Genomic DNA, 16,206 nt, shown 5'->3' on the forward strand with positions numbered 1-16,206 from the left:
TTTCACCTGCTGGCACGACTGGAACGTGCGAGACGGGTGAAGGGCAGTTCCTTCTTTTCCTGCGCCGCGGGCGCTCACTCTATCACAGCGCGCATCGTTGGGCCGAGATACTAATTTAAGTTAATTTAGTGTCTTGCCTATCGACGGCACGGGTGTTTTAATATGCCCACACACTGTTCTGCTTTCAAGGAGTCCACGATGAGCCGCGCCTCCCTCGCCGCCGTTTCCTGTGCCGCGCTGTTGCTGATCGGTTCCGCCGCAACGGCTCAAGACCATTCGGAGAGGGTCGACCTGTTCGACGGTTCGAGCCTCGAAGGGTGGCAGCCTGAGGGTGAGACGATTCACGACATCGTGCTGGCCAATATCTGATCAGGGACCAAGGGATCAAGGGATCAAGGGCACAGGGGTCAGGGTCAGGGATCAGAGGTCGGGACGAGGGGTCAGGGGAGAAAGGGATCAAGGGGAAGAGCGTGTCCATCGACCCAGTGAGCTCAGGCGCTATGAAAGCTTCTTTGTCCTTTGCTCGACGCGCTGTACCGTGGCTCGCGCTCGTCGCTATTACCATTGTTGTGTCCGTGCGAGATGTGAAGATCCAAACGCCTGTGCCGGAACCGCTCGAAGTACCGGCGCGCACCGTGCCGGTGCCAAGCACGGTGAGCCCCGAGATGCAAAAGCTCATCGGGGCGCCGCTCAGCGACAATTGGAACGATGTTCCCCAAACCGTCGACGAATGGAAAGCGATTGCCGCGCGTTCCGCGGCCGGCGGTCGAGATCTCGCAGCGCTTCGCCAGGAGCTAGGCGTCCAGGCAGAGCCGCTGACCCTGGGCGGGGTGAAGGGCTTCATGGTGACGCCGCAAGCCATGCCACCAAAGAATCGAGACAGGCTCCTCATCCATCTTCATGGCGGCTGCTACGTGCTTGGCGGCGGAGCGGCCGGAACGAGAGAAGCCATGTACATGGCGGCCTTCGGCAGGTTCAAGGTCATGTCGATCGACTATCGCATGCCACCCGCGTTCCCGTATCCTGCCGCTCTGGATGACGCGGTCGCGGCGTGGAAAGCCGCCCTGACGATGGCGCAGCCGAAGAACATGGCGGTCTTCGGCACATCAGCCGGCGGCGCGTTGACGCTCGCCGTGGTGCTGCGCGCAAAGCAAGAGGGTCTGCCGGTGCCGGGGGCGATAGCCCCTGGCACACCGATGTCCGACCTGACGAAGACCGGCGACTCGTTTCACACCAACGCGCTGCTGGACAACGTGCTCGTCGCCAGCGATGGCCGCTGCGATGCGATGGCCAAGCTCTATGCGAACGGCCACGATCTGAAGGACCCGATGCTCTCGCCTGTCTACGGCGATATGCACGGCTTTCCGCCGGCAATCCTGACGACCGGGACACGTGATCTCTTGCTCAGCAATACGGTCCGCGTGCACCGAAAGCTGCGCCGGGCCGGTGTCGAGGCGGCGCTGCACGTCTATGAAGGTCAGTCGCACGCCCACTACCTCCGTGACCGCACAGCGCCTGAGACCAAGGAGGTATTCGAAGAAATCGCACGCTTCTTCGATGAGCACCTCGGGAGTTAGGATCCCTTCGAGCGAGCCTTCCGCCGTGCACTGTCTCAGAATGGGCTGTAAGAACCCTTGAGAACTCGACACGGGCGCCCCGGCGAGGCGTCCCTGCCAAGGAAGTAGGGCGCGCTCGCCGAGCGCGCCGCGAACGTCTGGGGCAGCCCGCTAAAACATGAGGACCCGATGAAATCGCTCTCTTCAGCCGTCTTGCTCGTCCTGACGCTCGGGCTGTTGGCCGGCACGACAACCGCAACCCAGTCGTCTCCGTCCACGCCACTCCGCGTCATCGCTTTTGGCGCGCACCCGGATGACGCCGAGCTCAAGGCGGCGGGTGTCGCCGCCCTGTGGGCCTCGCAGGGCCATCACGTCAAGCTCGTGGCAATGACCAATGGCGACGTCGGTCATTTCGCCATGGCGGGTGGACCGTTGGCGACGCGCCGGAAGGCGGAAGTCCAAGAATGTGCTCGCATCTTTGGGACCGAGGTCGAGGTGCTCGACATCCACGACGGCGAGCTGATGCCCTCGCTCGAGAACCGCAAGAACGTCGCACGTCTCATCCGTAACTGGCAAGCCGACATCGTCCTGGGACATCGTCCATACGACTACCACGCCGATCATCGATACACGGGAGTGCTGCTCGACGATGCGGCGGTGGTGGTGGCTGCGCCGTTCTTCACACCGGACACGCCGCCGGTGAAGCGGAACCCGGTCTTCATGTACTACTCGGACGCGTTCAAGCGGCCCTACCCATTCGAGCCGACGATCGTGGTGTCGATAGATGCCGTGGCGGAGAAGAAATGGAAGTGCGTCTCGGCGATGCCCTCGCAGTTCGGCGATGCGGACTCTTGGCAAGCGCGAACCCAGCCCGACGCTCCCGACGACGACCAAGGGCGGCGCGCGTTCTTGCTCGACATGGTCAAGGCGCGGAGCGCGGCGGTCGCCGATCAATATCGTGAGCAGCTGGTCGCGCTCTACGGGGAGCAACGCGGGCGCCAGGTGAAATACGCGGAGGCGTTCGAGCTCGGACAATACGGCCGTCAACCCACGATGGACGAGCTGAAGCAACTGTTTCCGATCGCCCCGTAGCACCAGAAAAGGAGTCAAGATTCATGGGCCAGCGTTCCGCAGGGACGATTCTTGCCGGTTCGATCGCCTTACTGGCGTTGATGGTGCCTCCGCGCTCGCTGTCGGGCCAGGCGCCCTCGCAGGCGATCACCCCTACGGCCACGATCAACCTGTTCGACGGTCAGTCCTTGGCGAATTTCGACACCTGGCTGGTCGATCAGCACGAAGCGGACACCTTGGGTGTATTCAGCGTCGTGGATGACATCGATGGCGCTCCGGCGATTCGCATCAGCGGCCAGCAGTGGGGTGGCCTTCTGACGAAGGAGGCATACCGAGACTACCGGCTGATCGTCGAGTACCGCTGGGGAGGTGCCACGTGGGGCGAGCGAAAGATGCGCGCTCGCGATAGCGGCGTGCTCCTGCATGCACAAGGACGACCCGGCAACACCGAAGAAGATTTCAACGGCCCGTGGCTGCGGTCGATTGAGTTTCAGATCATCGAAGGCGGGGTCGGCGACATCATCCTCGTCGCCGGTTACGGTGACGACGGCGAGCGGATTCTGCCCTCACTGAAGGTGACGAGCCGAACCGACCGTGACGGAGAGAATGTGTACGACCCTCGCGGCGTACCGAAAGTCTTCTCGTCGGGCCGCATCAATTGGTGGGGCCGCAGCGAAGACTGGGAGGATCGTCTCGGCATGCGTGGCTCGCAAGATGTCGAAAGCCCCGGCCTCGAGTGGACCCGGCTCGACGCCGTGGTCGATGGGCGAAATCTGACGTTCTCGGTCAACGGCAAGCGGGTCAACGCAGGCTCGGAATCGTCGGTGACCGATGGGAAGATCATGTTCCAAGCGGAGGGCGCGGAGATCTTCTTCAGACGCATCGACCTCGAACCGCTGCCGTAGGAAGGCGACGACGCCGTCGTCCAGCCAGTCGGACTTACCCGTATCTTCCCTGGCTCGATTTCCCTGGAGAGCTCGCGATCGTGATGATACCGATCATAAATGCCGAAGACACCCGAATGTTTGCCGAAGCCGCCGAGGCGCCCCGCGCGGTGGCCGCCCAACGCGACGCGAATCATGGACAACTGCAGCGCATCAGCCGAGTGCTGCGCGAGCGCCAGCCGCGCGCCGTCGTCACCTGCGCCCGCGGCAGCTCCGATCGCGCTGCAACGTTTGGCAGGTACCTCATCGAGACGAGGGCGGGAGTATTCACGTCCTCGCTTGCGCCGTCGGTGAGCTCTGTCTACGCCGCCCGGCGTGATCTCGAGGGCTTCGTCTTCCTCGCGATCTCGCAGTCTGGTCAAAGCCCCGATCTGTTGGCGTCGGTAGAAGCGGCGCGCGGCGCCGGCGCCTTCGTGATTGCCCTCGTCAACGTGGAAGACTCGCCGCTGGCGCGCATTGCGCACGAGACCCTGCCGCTCGGCGTAGGCCCGGAGACCAGTGTCGCCGCCACGAAGTCTTACGTCGCGTCACTGGCGGCACTGCTCCACCTCGTCGGCGAATGGACTGAGGACCCGACGCTTCTTCAGGCACTCGCCGCTGCACCCGATCTGCTCGCAGAGGCATGGACGCTGGATTGGAGCCCTGCCGTCGAAACGCTGCAGGACGCCACGAACCTCTATGTCATCGGCCGCGGCCTCGGACTCAGCGTCGCTCAGGAGGCCGCGCTCAAGTTCAAGGAAACCTGCGGGCTGCACGCTGAGGCCTTCAGCGCCGCCGAGGTGCGCCATGGACCGATGGCACTGCTGCGCGGCGGCTTTCCCGCGCTGCTCCTCTCGCAGCGCGACGAGACACGCGCCAGCATCGATTCGCTCGCCGCGGATATCGTCGCGTACGGCGGGACGTTGCTGCTGGCAGGAACGCGAGCACCAGGCGCCCTCGCGTTGCCAACGGTGCCTGCTCATCCCTCACTCGAGCCCATGCTGATGATCCAAAGCTTCTATCGCATGGTGAACGCGCTGGCTGTCGCCCGAGGCCACGATCCCGACCGGCCGCCGCACTTACGCAAGGTGACCGAGACGGTGTGAGCCCACCACGAAGACCACCCTCACTCGATTCGCTGCGGCCGCCCCGCACGCGCCGACTCATACGCCGCCAACGCGACGACCAGTGATCGCCGCGCCTCGTGGATGGTCACCTCCGGCCGCCGTCCAGACTCGAGGCAGTCGACCAGGTGATCGAGAGGGAACGGCGACGGAGGGCCGAAGGGCGCTTCAGCGTGTTGCTCGAAGACCCAATCACGCGCGCCGGCCGCCAGCACCGCGCGGCCCGGCGCTCTGAACCACTGATCGATGATCTCCCCTCGGCTACCGACAATCTCCAGGCGGACGACGCTGTTCTGTTTCGGCGACGGGCCGCTCTTCGTGGGAGCGTTGATGGTCCACGAAGCCTCCAATGTCGCCAGGGTACCGTTGGCGAACGTGAAGGTGGCCATGCCCCAGTCCTCCACGTCGATGTCCTTGTGAACCAGGTTGGCCATCTTCGCTTCGACCTGCACCACCTCACTTCCCGATAGCCACATGAAGAAGTCGATCCAGTAAATGCCTTCGTCGATGAAGGCGCCGCCCGGAACATGGCGGGGATCCACGAACCACCCGGGCTTGCCAGAGCCGTACCAGTCCTCGGCGATCGACCAGCGGCTCGTCTGGTGCATCAGCAGGAGCTCACCGATCTCTCCCTGCTCGATCCGTGCCTTCAGGTCACCGCCGCGGAGACGCATGATTCCCTGAAAGGGAACGCACGAGACACCTGCGGCATCGACCGCTTCAATCATTTGGTCCGCCTGCGCGACGCTCATCGCCATCGGCTTTCCCAGGATGATGTGCTTCCCGGCGCCAGCAGACCGAATCGTCAGATCCTTGATTTCAGAGACAGGAGAAGCAATGTGCACGATGTCGACCTGCTCTCGCTCGAACAGGGCCTCGTAGTTGTCGTAGCCGGTGATGCCAAACGTCTTCGTAAAGCTGTTCAGCTGGTCGGGCCGATGCCAAGCGGCTGCAACCAGCTCCGCTCGAGGATATTCACGGAGCGCCCGCGCTAAGTTGTACGCCGAATACCAATGGCCCAGTCCCAGGATCGCTACGCGCCATGTATGGGTCATCTTGGATAAGGGAAACGTGTCAGCCCTTCGTCAGACCTCGAGCTCCCGAAGATAAGGCATACTCGCCTTCATTAAATCGAGATTCATCTCGACGAAGTAGTTCTTGACGCCACCGGTCTTGGCCGCTGTGAAGATCTTCTTCCAGTCGAGCGTGCCCTCTCCGACAGCCATTCTCTCCTTCGTCTTCGCCGACCAGCCTTGGACGTGCATCGAGCCGAAGCGGCCCGGGTACTTGGTGAAGTACTCGATCGAATCGTAGCCGCGGCTGATCGTCGAGATCTGGAACTGAAACGTGACCAGCTTTGGGTCGAGTAGTTCCAGCAAGACGTCGTACGTCCGCCGACCTTCGACCATCGAGAGCTCGAAGCCCTCGTTGTGCACGCCTTGCAAGAGGCCAGCCTGGGCAGACTGCGCCGCCATCTCGTTGTATTCGTCGGCCACCCGCTTGACGTCGTCCATGGTCGGATTCTCCGGACCGGCGAGCGTCGGCACCATCATTTGCGTCAAGCCGACGTCCTTCGCCCAGGCAATCCTGCCCGGGAGATCCTCTCTGAGCTCCTTCATGCTGAAGTGCGCACTCACGCACGTCACACCCAGGTCACCGAAGATCTTCCGGAGCTCCGTGCCCGAGTATTTGGCGATGCCCTTGAAGTCCTCGTACCCAACCGGCGAGCAGAGCTCGATGCTCTCGAACCCGATGTCGGCGAGCTGCGTGATGGTGCCCACGAAGTCCTGGCTCAGCATGTCCCTGACCGGATACGTCTGGCAGCCGAGCGGTAGGCCAAGCGGCTTCGCGCGAAGCTCGGATACGCTCGCCGCCAGGACCCCGACCACGGCGGCCTCAGCCGCCGTCCTCCTGAAGAACTCTCGTCTCGAAATCGCAGTCATACACGTCTCCTTCTGCCACTCTTCTTCGTACGCTGCGAGCGCCTCGAGGCTCGCTACGCGTGTGGAAGACCCCAAGGTTCGGGCCCACATGTTCGGTCGCGGCAGCAGCCGCTACCGTCCGGCAAAGCGCGCCCGTACGCCGATATGCACGAGGCGCGGCGAACCGATGGTCGTGGGATTGGTGCCCACGAAATACTCCTGGCCCAGGAGGTTCTGGGCCCCCACAAAGACTTGAAGGCCACGCCCGACATCCCGTGACGCGGTCACGTCGACGACCGCGTATCCCGGAAGCCCGGGCGCGCCCTCGCCCGGCACGACCCGGATGTTTTGATCGTCGTCGAACTGACGGCCGATGACCTGCACGCCGAAGCCCAGTGTGACCAACCGGGGGTCCGAGTAGACAACGTGCATCGCGCCGCGATGCTTGGGCACCTGCGGCAGGAAGTTGCCGACCAGGACCGGGCTCGCGTCGAACTCTCGGACCGTCGCGTGGTTGAAGAGATAGCCGCCCGAGAGCCGCCACGTGGATCCGAGCCGGTACTCCACGTCGGTCTGAAGACCACGAATCCTCGTGCGCCCGAGGTTCTGGCGCTGTCGGACGTTGGTCGCCACGGTCACGTTAGAGACCGGGTTCTTCACGCGATTGTCGTACCAGGTCGCGCGCACGGTCATGTTGCGCGAGGCCGCGACGTTCACACCGGCTTCTCCGCCCAAGAGACGCTCTGGTCCGAGATCCTCGTTCGCCCGCGTCAAGGTGGCACCGACGCGAAACTGCCGGTACAGCTCGTTTAGCGTCGGCGCGCGGAATCCCCAATTGATGGCACCCCAGGCGCTGATGCGATCGGTGAAGCGATACGACAGCGCCCCACGCGGGCTGACAACCGTATCGCTGCGGGTCGGCAACAGCGGCCGGTGTTGCTCGGTCGGCTGGCCGGTCGCGACCGACGTCTCGAGATGGTGACCGTCGTAGTTCCTCCAGTGATCGACGCGGGCCCCGAGCGTCACGTTCAGGTTCGGCCTCGGCGTGAAGATATCCTGGACGAACACACCGACGCTGCGCTGTGTCCCGCCCGCGACGCGCTCGGTAACGACCGATGTGCCGGTCTCGAAATCGAGCACGCTCTCCTCGCTGTCGCCATCTACCCAACGCCAGTCGGTGCCCGCGGTGACGTAGTGCAGGCCCCCGACGGCCTTCGACCACTGCGCCATGCCACCAATGCCCTTCGAGGGCACCTCTTGATCGAGCGCCATCCGACCGATTGACCTGGTCGTCAAGTCAGGAACAGCCAGGAACGTGCTGTGAAAGGTCTCGAAGTCGGCGAACAGACGTACCTGTAGGTCGCTTTCACCAGGTAAGGCGAGGCGCACGCCGCCGTTGAGGGACGTCCATGTCGTGTCGTTGGCCTCGGGATCGCCCGTGAAGGTGCTGACCTTGCCATTGTTCCGCTCCTCGCGGAAATAGCCTGCCCGCGCGAATGCGCTCATCCGGTCCGTGGGACGGTAGTCCACTTTGACATTGACGTTCTTGAAGTCCACGCGCGCATTCGTGTCGACGGCGCCGCGCTCGGCGGCCACGACGCTGGGAAATCCATCGGTGTCGAACAGACTGCCGTCGACGACCACACCGAGGTTGCCCCGAACGTCGCTGCCGAAGAAGTCCAGCTTGGGGCTGCTTCGGTTGCCATACTGCGCCTTGAGCTCCACCGTCCGCGCGGCTGCACGGCTGCTCATGACGTTGATGACCCCTCCCATGGCATAGTTGCCATACAGGCTCGAGCTCGGTCCATCGACGACCTCGATCCGCTCCACGCTGTCGATGGGCACACGCGTCCAGTACACCCAGCCACCGAACGGGTCGTTGAACGGGACGTTGTCAATCAGGACCAGCGTGCGACTGACACCGCTCGGGCCGATACCGCGCAGCGACACGCCCTGCGCCGTCGGATGCGACGACAGGCTGCTCGTGCGGCGAAACAGACTGAACGTCGGAAGCTGACGCAGCACATCGTCGGCGACAATGGCCGCCGACGCGCGCAGCTCGTCACGGTCGAGCACGTTGACGCTCGCCGGAGTGCTGCCCAACCGCTGCTCGCTCCGTGTCGGTGTCACGGTGAGCGTCTCGAGCAGGCTGGCGGGAGACAGAACGACCTCGATCTCGCTCGCCCCCGTAATCGGTTGCTCGCGCGCCGCGAAGCCGCCAGCGCGCACGATGAGCGTCGTGCCGTCGGCGACGTTGTCGAACGCAAAGCGGCCGTCCGGTCCGGTCACCGTCTGCTGCTCGACACCGTCGCTCGTCTGCAGGATCACCGTCGCGCCCGAGACGGCACCGCCGCTCGTGTCCCTGACTATCCCGCTGAGCATGTCTGCTCCGCCTGCCTGCATCATTGACAGAGCGACGACAAAAGCCAGTAGCATTGCTGCACTCCGCTACATATACGCCCCGAGAATCTCGGAGCGTTGACAAGGTGAAGAAGATCGGTCGCCTGAGATGGCAGCTCCGTCTTCTTCAGCCCTGCCTATTTGTACAGCAAAACGCCTGGCACACCATTTTCGACGTCGACGATGGTACGGCGCGTTCGCCGAACGCGCCGTGAGCCATGGTAGGGCCGCCTCGGCGAGGCGGCCCTACCTAGAATTCCACGCGGAGCGTGAGAGCCAGGATGCGCGGCGGGATGACGTCCACGTACCTGCCGGTGTCGGTGCTGTTGATGATGGAGTTGTTCGCGCCCGTGAAGTCGAAGTCTGCGTCGAGCTCGGTGAACTCCACCTGGTTGAATAGGTTGTACGCCTGGAACTGCAGGCGGATGTTGGCGCTCGGGCTCAGCACGCGCAGCGGAAAGCGGCGCTCCAACGTGAGGTCCCACGTGCTCCAGGACGGGTGGCGCAGCATGTTGAGCGGCGCGTTGCCGAAGTTGCCTTCGGTTGCGCTGACTGGCTGCGCCATCGCGAAGGCGTCCGGGTTGAAATGGACCGCAACCGCCGGATCGGGGTCGACCGTGAAGCCGCTGTCGATCGACTCACCGGTCAGCATGCAGCGCGCCGCTTCGTCCTCGCCGGTGACCGCGGCGAGCCCCGTGAGGGTCGGATCGGAGTTCGCAATACCAGCATTGTTCGAGCTGCACGTCGGGTTGACCGGCGCCCCGCTCAGGAACTTCGTCACACCGGCCACGAGCCAGTCGCCGAGCACGGCCTTGAGGATCGGCGTGTTCGGCGTGGGATTCGGCACCATGTAGCTGTAGTGCACCACCAGGTTGTGGGGCCGGTCCAGCTCTGTCGGCCCCCAGTACCGCGCCCGCAGCGCCTCCTCTCCTCCGAGCTGCTCCGTGTACGGATCGTAGCCCTGCAACCCTCTTCCCCTCGAGTACGTGTACGCCGCGCCGAACTGCAAGCCACCGGCCAACCGGCGCTCCACTTTCAACTGCAACGAATGGTAGGTCAGCGAGTCCACGCCGCTGACTACGTCGCCAACCTCGCCGATGGCGAGACCGATCATCACCACGATGTGGGACACCACCCACATCCACGATCGTGCACGTCTCCAGATTTTCAGCATGTCCCCCTCCCACATCTCTTCATGCAGTCGTCCCCGAGCAGGCGTTCATTCCACGATGCGGGAAGAACGCCGCGCTCACTCCCTCACGATGCAAGCTCGATCTTGCGTGGTCGGCCGCCGTGCATCCCGGCGCCTCGTTTACTTCCGCATGCAAGTTTTTAAAGACCGGAACACAACGATCACACCGTCGCAACCCTGATGTGCGCCGCGGCGAGATTTTTCGCCGCGCCGCCCTCGCTGAGTGCACGCCGCTGCTTGTCGTGTGGAGAACGTCGACGTCGTGTGGGCGTCCTGGCGCTGTTCAGGCGCTCAGTCGTTCCACACTACGAGACCGCGTCTAGGGTCATCGTCGCGATAGAGCGAACGCGACGTACCCGCGTGGAGTGTCCGCCGAGACTGCGTCGCCCTGCTCGCCGCGCGGGTCTGACGCAAAGACCACGTATTGCCGGCCCTTCGCTTCGTAGCTCACCGGGATTCCGCTCGACGCGCCGGGCAGCGTGCCGGTCCACAGCACCTCGCCGTTGTCCTCGTCGTAGGCTCGAACCTTGCCGTCGCCACCCGCCACGAACACGAGGCCAGTCTTCGTCGTGACGATGCCGTGGCGCAATCGCATGCCGCCGGTGCCGGTTGGACCGCCGCGCGCGCTGGTCGCGGGATCGTCGCCCACGGGAACCTGCCACTTGATCGTTGCCGTGTTGAGGTCGTAGGCAACCAGCGTCGTGTAGGGTGGAGCCGTCGCTCGGGACATGACGCCGTAGTCACTCATGTAGCGAACGGGCGGCACGTCGACGTCGGGCGGGTACGGCACGCTTCCCGCGTTGCCGCCGTTCCCGCCGTAGCTGGGCGCCGCATCGAGGTCGCGGGGCCGTTGCGAAGGTAGCGGTGCACCACCGGAGGCCACGACCGGGCCGGGCGGAAACGCCGAGGCAACCGGACTTGCACCCGCGCGTCGCCGGCGGCCATCCGGATTTGCCAGATACCGCAGCAAGGTTGTCAGCTCCGCGTCGGTGATGCTCGACACTGGGCGCATGAAGCCCTTGCCGTCGGTCACGATAGTCCGAATCACATCCTCGCCGATGCGGTCGGTCACGCCCGTCAGCGGCGGCGCGATGTCGCCGGCCATGCCGCTGGCACCCGATCCGTCCAACGCCCCGTGGCACACCTGGCACTGCTGTTGATACACCTGCGCGCCAGCAGCCGCCTCGGCACGACGATCGAGGCCACCTCGCGTCTTGACGTTCTCGAGCTTGAGTATCGCCACGGAATCGAGGTTGAGCACGTAGACGAGCCCCTTCTCCGGATTGGCCGCGGTCGTGCCCCAGTTCGATCCACCTTGGTTCCCAGGCATCGAGATCGTGTCGATCAAGGCGGGCGGCGTGTAGAGGCCCTCGTTGCGCGCCTTCGACACCCGCTCCCGCATCTCGGCATACTCGTCCGGATCCAGAAGCCAGCGGTTGATGTCCTCCACGCCGAACGTCTGCCGCGCAAATGGCGGCGGCTTGGTCGGAAAGGGCTGCGTCGGCCATGCCTGCTCGCCCGGGACGTCACTCTTCGGCACTGGGCGCTCTTCGATGGGCCACAGCGGCTCCCCGGTCACGCGGTCGAACACGTAGAGGAACCCCGTCTTCCCCGCGTGCGCCACGGCGTCGATGCGACGCCCGTTGTGCTCAACACTCACCAGCTGCGGCGCCGACACGTTGTCCAGGTCCCACAAGTCGTGATGAATCGTTTGGAAATGCCACAGGCGCTTCCCCGTGCGCGCGTCGAGCGCAAGCAGGCTGTTGGCGAACAAGTTCATCCCGTGCCGATCCGCACCATAGAAGTCGTAGGTCGCCGAGCCGGTCGGGAGATAGACGATGCCTCGTGCCTCGTCTATCGACATGGCGGCCCAGTTGTTGACGCCGCCGGCATACTTGTAGGCATCCTTGGGCCACGTGTCGTAGCCGTACTCACCAGGTCCCGGCACCGTGTGAAACTGCCAGACACGCTTGCCCGTCAGCACGTCGTACGCGCGGATGTCGCCAGGCGGCGCCATGTAGGCCTCGCCGATCGCCGAGCCCATGATGAGCAGGTTCTTCCACACCTTGCCGGGGCTCTTCGACTGGATGCGCCCGTCGGTGCCCTCCACGCGCACCACGCCGTCCCGCAGGTCGACCACGCCGTCGGTCCCGAAGCTCGGAATAGACTCGCCGGTTCGCGCATCGATGGCTTGCAGATAGCCATCGATGGCAAAGAACAGCCGATTCTGCTTGCCGTCCTCGCTCTGCCAGTAGTTGACGCCGCGGCTGGTCATGCCCGACAAGCCTTCATGGATCCAGATCTCCTTCCCGCTCGTCGCGTCCAACGCGATCAGCGCGTCGTCGCGCCCCGCCACGTACATCACGTCGTCGACCACGATCGGATTGAACCCGGTCGTGCCGTGCGGATAGAACCACGCCACCTCGAGCTGCCGCACATTGGACTTGTCAATCTGATCGAGGCTCACGAAATGTGAGCTCCCCGGATCGCCTTCGAAGTCCCACCACCACTTGTTGCTCCGCTCGTCGCTCACGGCCGTCACGCTGACCAGGCCGATGAGCACCACGACGAAGAGCGGTAACGCGAGACCGACGCCGCGTGAACGGCCATCGGCCCGGCTCCACGATCGAGAATCCTTATCCACGAGTGGCCGGTGCATGCTCTTCTCCTGGCGACACGACGTTGGTTATCGGGCCGAGATGTTCGCCGTCAGCGCCTGAATCATGGCCTTCGCCGCGGCAATCGTGTCCTTCGGTGGACGCCCGTAGAACTCGATCGAGTAGATGCCCTGGAAGCCGGAGGCCTCCGTGGCTTTGATGAGTGGAACGACGTCGTAGTTGATGTGGCGGTTCTCGTCATCGAAGTCGAGCTGTTTGGCCGACACCAGCTCGAGATACGGGAACAGCTTGCTCAACCCCGCGACCTGCGCCTCCGGAGAGCCCGACGGAGTGTTGCCCCAGTCCGCGATGACACGACAGCTCGGATCGTCGACGGTCTTCGCGATGGCGACGACCTTGTCGATATCCGCGCTGTACCCTACGTGGTTCTCGATCAGGATCGTCACGCCGATCTGTTTGCCGTACTCCGCCAGTTGGCGGAACGAGTCGGCGGTGCGCTCCACGTCCCAGGCGTCAGGCGGTCCACCGCCGGTGTTCGCGCGCAGCATGGACGCGCCGACCGCAGCCGCCCGATCCATCCACTGCTTGATGGACGCGATGGATTCAGACCGCGCCGCCTCGTCTGGGTCGGAGAGGTTCTCCGGGCCATCCACCTGGATGTTGATGATCCGCGAGCCTACGGCCGCCGCTGCCGCTTTGATCTCCCGGCAGTAGTCGATCGAGGTGTCGGCGAATTGCATGCTCCAAATCTCCACGTTGTGGAGGCCGAGCGCGTCGGCGATGAACTTCGGCGCGGTCAGCAGCGTGAGCTCCTGGCCGGCCGGCAGCGGGCCCGCCTTCCGATCACGGGTGGCGGTGAAGCGGTCGCGGAAGCAGACCGTCGTGATCCCGATCCGCCTCAGGACCGATGCAGGAGCCGACTGCCACGCACTGACCGCCCCCACGGTCCGGCCGAGCGCGGGCACGCTCGCACCAAGCGACACCGCCGCCAGCGTGCGGCTGCTACACCAAATGAACGACCGGCGCGTCATGGATCTCTCCTCGATGCTCATCGTCATCCCGCCACCGGGACGACACGTCAACGCTACAATCGGAGACAGGAGTGTGTACCACGTTCGCCGACATGTGTAAACCGCATTCGAAACTCGAGAACGTGGCGTCCCGGCATACGGAACATGTGCGTCGGCGCCGGGGCAAGGGCATAATGTGCACCACACTCGCGGATCGCGATCAACGAGACCGCCGCGCCCCCGGACCGAGACGTCATCTACCTATGAGGAGACTGGTTCATGCCCCGGAAGCTGATTGACTTGAGTATGCGCGTTCACAACGATATGGTGGCTTTTCCTCGCGTGGTGCGCCCCTCGATGGCGATGTACGAGACGTGGCAGCAGTTTGCCGACCGCATCGGCGCCGCCAAGCATGGCGTCGACTGGCTCACCGCCAGCTATCTGGTGGTGCTCGGCGACCATATCGGCACCCACCTGGATTCGCTGCGCCATCTACGCGATGATGCACCGGGGCCGGAGGGCATTCCGCTCGAGTACTGCTATGGTGACGGCGTGTGTCTGGACTTCCGCCATCTGCCGAAAGGGGCCGGGATCAGCGTGGACGACATGAAAGCGGCGCTCACGAAGATCAGGTATACGTTGAAGCCGCTCGATATCGTGCTCATTCACACGGGGGCCGGTGCAATCCAGGAGACCGAGGCATACCTCACGGACCACGTGGGGATGACCGGCGAGGCCACCGAGTGGATGCTCGATCAGGGCGTGAAGCTGGCGGGTATCGATGCGATCACCTTCGATCCGCCGGTGTGGGCGATGTTCGAGCGCAAGAAGTTCTGGGAAGCGCACCGTGTGATGCTCGAGCGCGAGTACTATCACCTCGAGAACATGACCAATCTCGATCAGCTGCCCTCGTCTGGGTTCACGCTCAGCGTGTTTCCCGTCAAGTGGGTCGATACGACCGCCGCGCCGGTGCGAGCGGTGGCCATTCTGGACGACTGAGCCGGAGAGCACATGCGACCGTTTGGTTATCTTCGGCCCGATAGCCTCGATGAGGTCCTGGCGCTGCTGACCAGGCATGGACCGGACGCCCGGCTGCTGGCGGGTGGCACCGATCTCATCGTACGGCTCCGGTTGGGCCACGTACGGCCGACGCTCGTCGTCGACGTCAAGCGGGTTGGCGCCTTGCGGGCAGACATCGTCGAGGAGGAGGCCCACCTGAGAGTCGGCGCTCGCGTCGTCATGACGGATCTCATTCGAGACGAGCGCGTCCGACGCCACTTCCCTGCGCTGGTCGAGGCGGCTGCTGTTGTCGGGTCGGTGCAGATACGGAATCGCGCGACGCTCGTAGGCAACGTCTGCAACGCTTCACCGGCGGCCGACACGGCGCCCGCGCTGCTCGTCTATGGGGCGATCGCGAACGTCGTTGGCCCCGCCGGCCCCCACCGCGTGGCGCTCACCGACTTCTTCACGGGTCCAGGACAGACGGCGCTGAACCGCGGTGAGATCGTGGAGTCGATTGACCTCCCGCTCCCCTCGAGCGCACGCGGCGCCGCCTTCGGGCGTGTGACCCGGCGTTTCGGCGTCGACATTGCCACGATCAATATATGCTGTCTCGTCAGTGCCTCGGGGCCGACCCGCTTCGCGTACGGAGCGGTCAGCTCGCGTCCATTGCTCGTCGAGGACGAGAGCGGCGTGCTTGCCGACGACAGTGCGCCGGCCGCCGCGCGATCCGAACGGCTCCAGCGCCTCATCAGCAACGCCAGCCCGATCTCCGACGTAAGGGGCAGTCGCGAGTATCGTCTCGCAATGCTCGAGGTCATGAGCCGACGCACCCTTGACGCCGCACGCGATCGCCTGCGCGGCTCGGAGACGTAGCCGCGTGCCAGCTCGCTTGGGTCCATGTGTCGATTGCCGTTAACCCCTTCAGGAGTCTGTTGTGTCCAGCTTTCTCAAGACGCGCCTCGGCGCAATGATGTTCCTCCAGTACATCATCTGGGGCTCGTGGTACGTCGTGCTCACCACTTACCTCACTCAGACACTTCATTTCTCGGGGACCCAGGCCGGAGCCATCTTCGGCACGACCGCCCTCGCGTCGTTGGTGTCGCCCTTCTTCGTCGGGCTGGTCGCCGACCGCTTCTTCGCGACAGAGCGAGTGCTGGCGGCGCTCTACGGGCTGGGGGCCGTCTTCCTGCTGCTCGCCACGCAGGTCACCAGCTTTGGCGCCGTGTACTGGGTCTTGCTGGCCTTTTGCCTCTGCTACTTTCCGACGATCGCGTTGACCAACTCGATCACGATGCAGCAGGTGGAGAATCCTGGCCGCGCTCGAGAGAAGGGACGGCACGGTCTATCTGCTGCGCTTCGAGCAGGGCACTACCGTAGAGGAACAGAGC

Annotated in this window: 13 protein-coding genes; 7 read left to right on the plus strand and 6 right to left on the minus strand. The window is 64.2% G+C overall.

Annotation, left to right across the window (positions count from 1 at the left end; genetic code table 11):
* Positions 1 to 500 precede the first annotated feature (500 nt).
* The 4 genes from GEV06_18505 to GEV06_18520 all read left to right on the plus strand — a co-directional run bounded on the left by GEV06_18505 (position 501) and on the right by GEV06_18520 (position 4,656).
* On the plus strand, positions 501 to 1,577 hold the full coding sequence (locus tag GEV06_18505) for an alpha/beta hydrolase fold domain-containing protein (GenBank protein MPZ19883.1): 1,077 nt from the start codon (positions 501 to 503) through the stop codon (positions 1,575 to 1,577).
* 168 nt (positions 1,578 to 1,745) lie between these two features.
* The gene (locus GEV06_18510; GenBank protein ID MPZ19884.1) at positions 1,746 to 2,648 is read left to right on the plus strand and encodes a PIG-L family deacetylase; all 903 of its coding nucleotides are present in this window, start codon (positions 1,746 to 1,748) and stop codon (positions 2,646 to 2,648) included.
* Between the two features lie 23 nt (positions 2,649 to 2,671).
* Positions 2,672 to 3,532 carry a DUF1080 domain-containing protein gene (locus GEV06_18515; GenBank protein ID MPZ19885.1) on the plus strand — a complete coding sequence of 287 codons (861 nt, stop codon included), beginning with the start codon at positions 2,672 to 2,674 and terminating at the stop codon, positions 3,530 to 3,532.
* Positions 3,533 to 3,648: 116 nt separating this feature from the next.
* Positions 3,649 to 4,656 carry an SIS domain-containing protein gene (locus tag GEV06_18520; GenBank protein MPZ19886.1) on the plus strand — a complete coding sequence of 336 codons (1,008 nt, stop codon included), beginning with the start codon at positions 3,649 to 3,651 and terminating at the stop codon, positions 4,654 to 4,656.
* Between the two features lie 20 nt (positions 4,657 to 4,676).
* On the opposite strand, the gene GEV06_18525 is transcribed toward GEV06_18520, so the two are convergent.
* From GEV06_18525 to GEV06_18550, 6 genes are all read right to left on the minus strand, one after another.
* Positions 4,677 to 5,729, minus strand: coding sequence for a hypothetical protein (locus GEV06_18525; GenBank protein MPZ19887.1), 1,053 nt, complete (start codon positions 5,727 to 5,729; stop codon positions 4,677 to 4,679).
* Positions 5,730 to 5,759: 30 nt separating this feature from the next.
* On the minus strand, positions 5,760 to 6,473 hold the full coding sequence (locus GEV06_18530; protein ID MPZ19888.1) for a sugar phosphate isomerase/epimerase: 714 nt from the start codon (positions 6,471 to 6,473) through the stop codon (positions 5,760 to 5,762).
* A 255-nt stretch (positions 6,474 to 6,728) separates the two neighbouring features.
* Positions 6,729 to 9,032, minus strand: a complete 2,304-nt coding sequence (locus tag GEV06_18535; protein MPZ19889.1) for a TonB-dependent receptor — start codon at positions 9,030 to 9,032, stop codon at positions 6,729 to 6,731.
* 214 nt (positions 9,033 to 9,246) lie between these two features.
* Positions 9,247 to 10,170: a hypothetical protein gene (locus tag GEV06_18540; GenBank protein MPZ19890.1), complete on the minus strand. Its 924-nt coding sequence runs from the start codon at positions 10,168 to 10,170 to the stop codon at positions 9,247 to 9,249.
* Between the two features lie 343 nt (positions 10,171 to 10,513).
* Positions 10,514 to 12,847 carry a PQQ-binding-like beta-propeller repeat protein gene (locus tag GEV06_18545; protein ID MPZ19891.1) on the minus strand — a complete coding sequence of 778 codons (2,334 nt, stop codon included), beginning with the start codon at positions 12,845 to 12,847 and terminating at the stop codon, positions 10,514 to 10,516.
* Between the two features lie 27 nt (positions 12,848 to 12,874).
* A complete protein-coding gene (locus GEV06_18550) occupies positions 12,875 to 13,864 on the minus strand; it encodes a TIM barrel protein (GenBank protein ID MPZ19892.1) in 990 nt (329 codons plus the stop codon).
* A 231-nt stretch (positions 13,865 to 14,095) separates the two neighbouring features.
* Here GEV06_18550 and GEV06_18555 point away from each other — a divergent pair, with 231 nt between their 5' ends.
* From GEV06_18555 to GEV06_18565, 3 genes are all read left to right on the plus strand, one after another.
* Entirely contained in the window at positions 14,096 to 14,815 is a 720-nt protein-coding gene (locus tag GEV06_18555) for a cyclase family protein (GenBank protein MPZ19893.1), read from the plus strand.
* A 12-nt stretch (positions 14,816 to 14,827) separates the two neighbouring features.
* On the plus strand, positions 14,828 to 15,691 hold the full coding sequence (locus GEV06_18560) for a xanthine dehydrogenase family protein subunit M (protein ID MPZ19894.1): 864 nt from the start codon (positions 14,828 to 14,830) through the stop codon (positions 15,689 to 15,691).
* A 61-nt stretch (positions 15,692 to 15,752) separates the two neighbouring features.
* Positions 15,753 to 16,206: hypothetical protein (locus GEV06_18565; GenBank protein ID MPZ19895.1), on the plus strand; the 454-nt coding region annotated here is incomplete at its 3' end.

Source organism: Luteitalea sp., from assembly GCA_009377605.1.
Lineage (GTDB): Bacteria > Acidobacteriota > Vicinamibacteria > Vicinamibacterales > Vicinamibacteraceae > WHTT01.

What these genes read in the sequence shown, in the direction of transcription:
- GEV06_18510 (MPZ19884.1), top strand. Translation starts at nt 1,746, where the DNA reads ATGAAATCGCTCTCTTCAGCCGTCTTGCTCGTCCTGACGCTCGGGCTG.
- GEV06_18530 (MPZ19888.1), bottom strand. Translation starts at nt 6,473, where the DNA reads ATGCTGAGCCAGGACTTCGTGGGCACCATCACGCAGCTCGCCGACATC.
- GEV06_18550 (MPZ19892.1), bottom strand. Translation starts at nt 13,864, where the DNA reads ATGACGATGAGCATCGAGGAGAGATCCATGACGCGCCGGTCGTTCATT.
- GEV06_18505 (MPZ19883.1), top strand. Translation starts at nt 501, where the DNA reads ATGAAAGCTTCTTTGTCCTTTGCTCGACGCGCTGTACCGTGGCTCGCG.
- GEV06_18545 (MPZ19891.1), bottom strand. Translation starts at nt 12,847, where the DNA reads ATGCACCGGCCACTCGTGGATAAGGATTCTCGATCGTGGAGCCGGGCC.
- GEV06_18520 (MPZ19886.1), top strand. Translation starts at nt 3,649, where the DNA reads ATGTTTGCCGAAGCCGCCGAGGCGCCCCGCGCGGTGGCCGCCCAACGC.
- GEV06_18515 (MPZ19885.1), top strand. Translation starts at nt 2,672, where the DNA reads ATGGGCCAGCGTTCCGCAGGGACGATTCTTGCCGGTTCGATCGCCTTA.
- GEV06_18560 (MPZ19894.1), top strand. Translation starts at nt 14,828, where the DNA reads ATGCGACCGTTTGGTTATCTTCGGCCCGATAGCCTCGATGAGGTCCTG.
- GEV06_18555 (MPZ19893.1), top strand. Translation starts at nt 14,096, where the DNA reads ATGCCCCGGAAGCTGATTGACTTGAGTATGCGCGTTCACAACGATATG.
- GEV06_18525 (MPZ19887.1), bottom strand. Translation starts at nt 5,729, where the DNA reads ATGACCCATACATGGCGCGTAGCGATCCTGGGACTGGGCCATTGGTAT.
- GEV06_18535 (MPZ19889.1), bottom strand. Translation starts at nt 9,032, where the DNA reads ATGCTACTGGCTTTTGTCGTCGCTCTGTCAATGATGCAGGCAGGCGGA.
- GEV06_18540 (MPZ19890.1), bottom strand. Translation starts at nt 10,170, where the DNA reads ATGCTGAAAATCTGGAGACGTGCACGATCGTGGATGTGGGTGGTGTCC.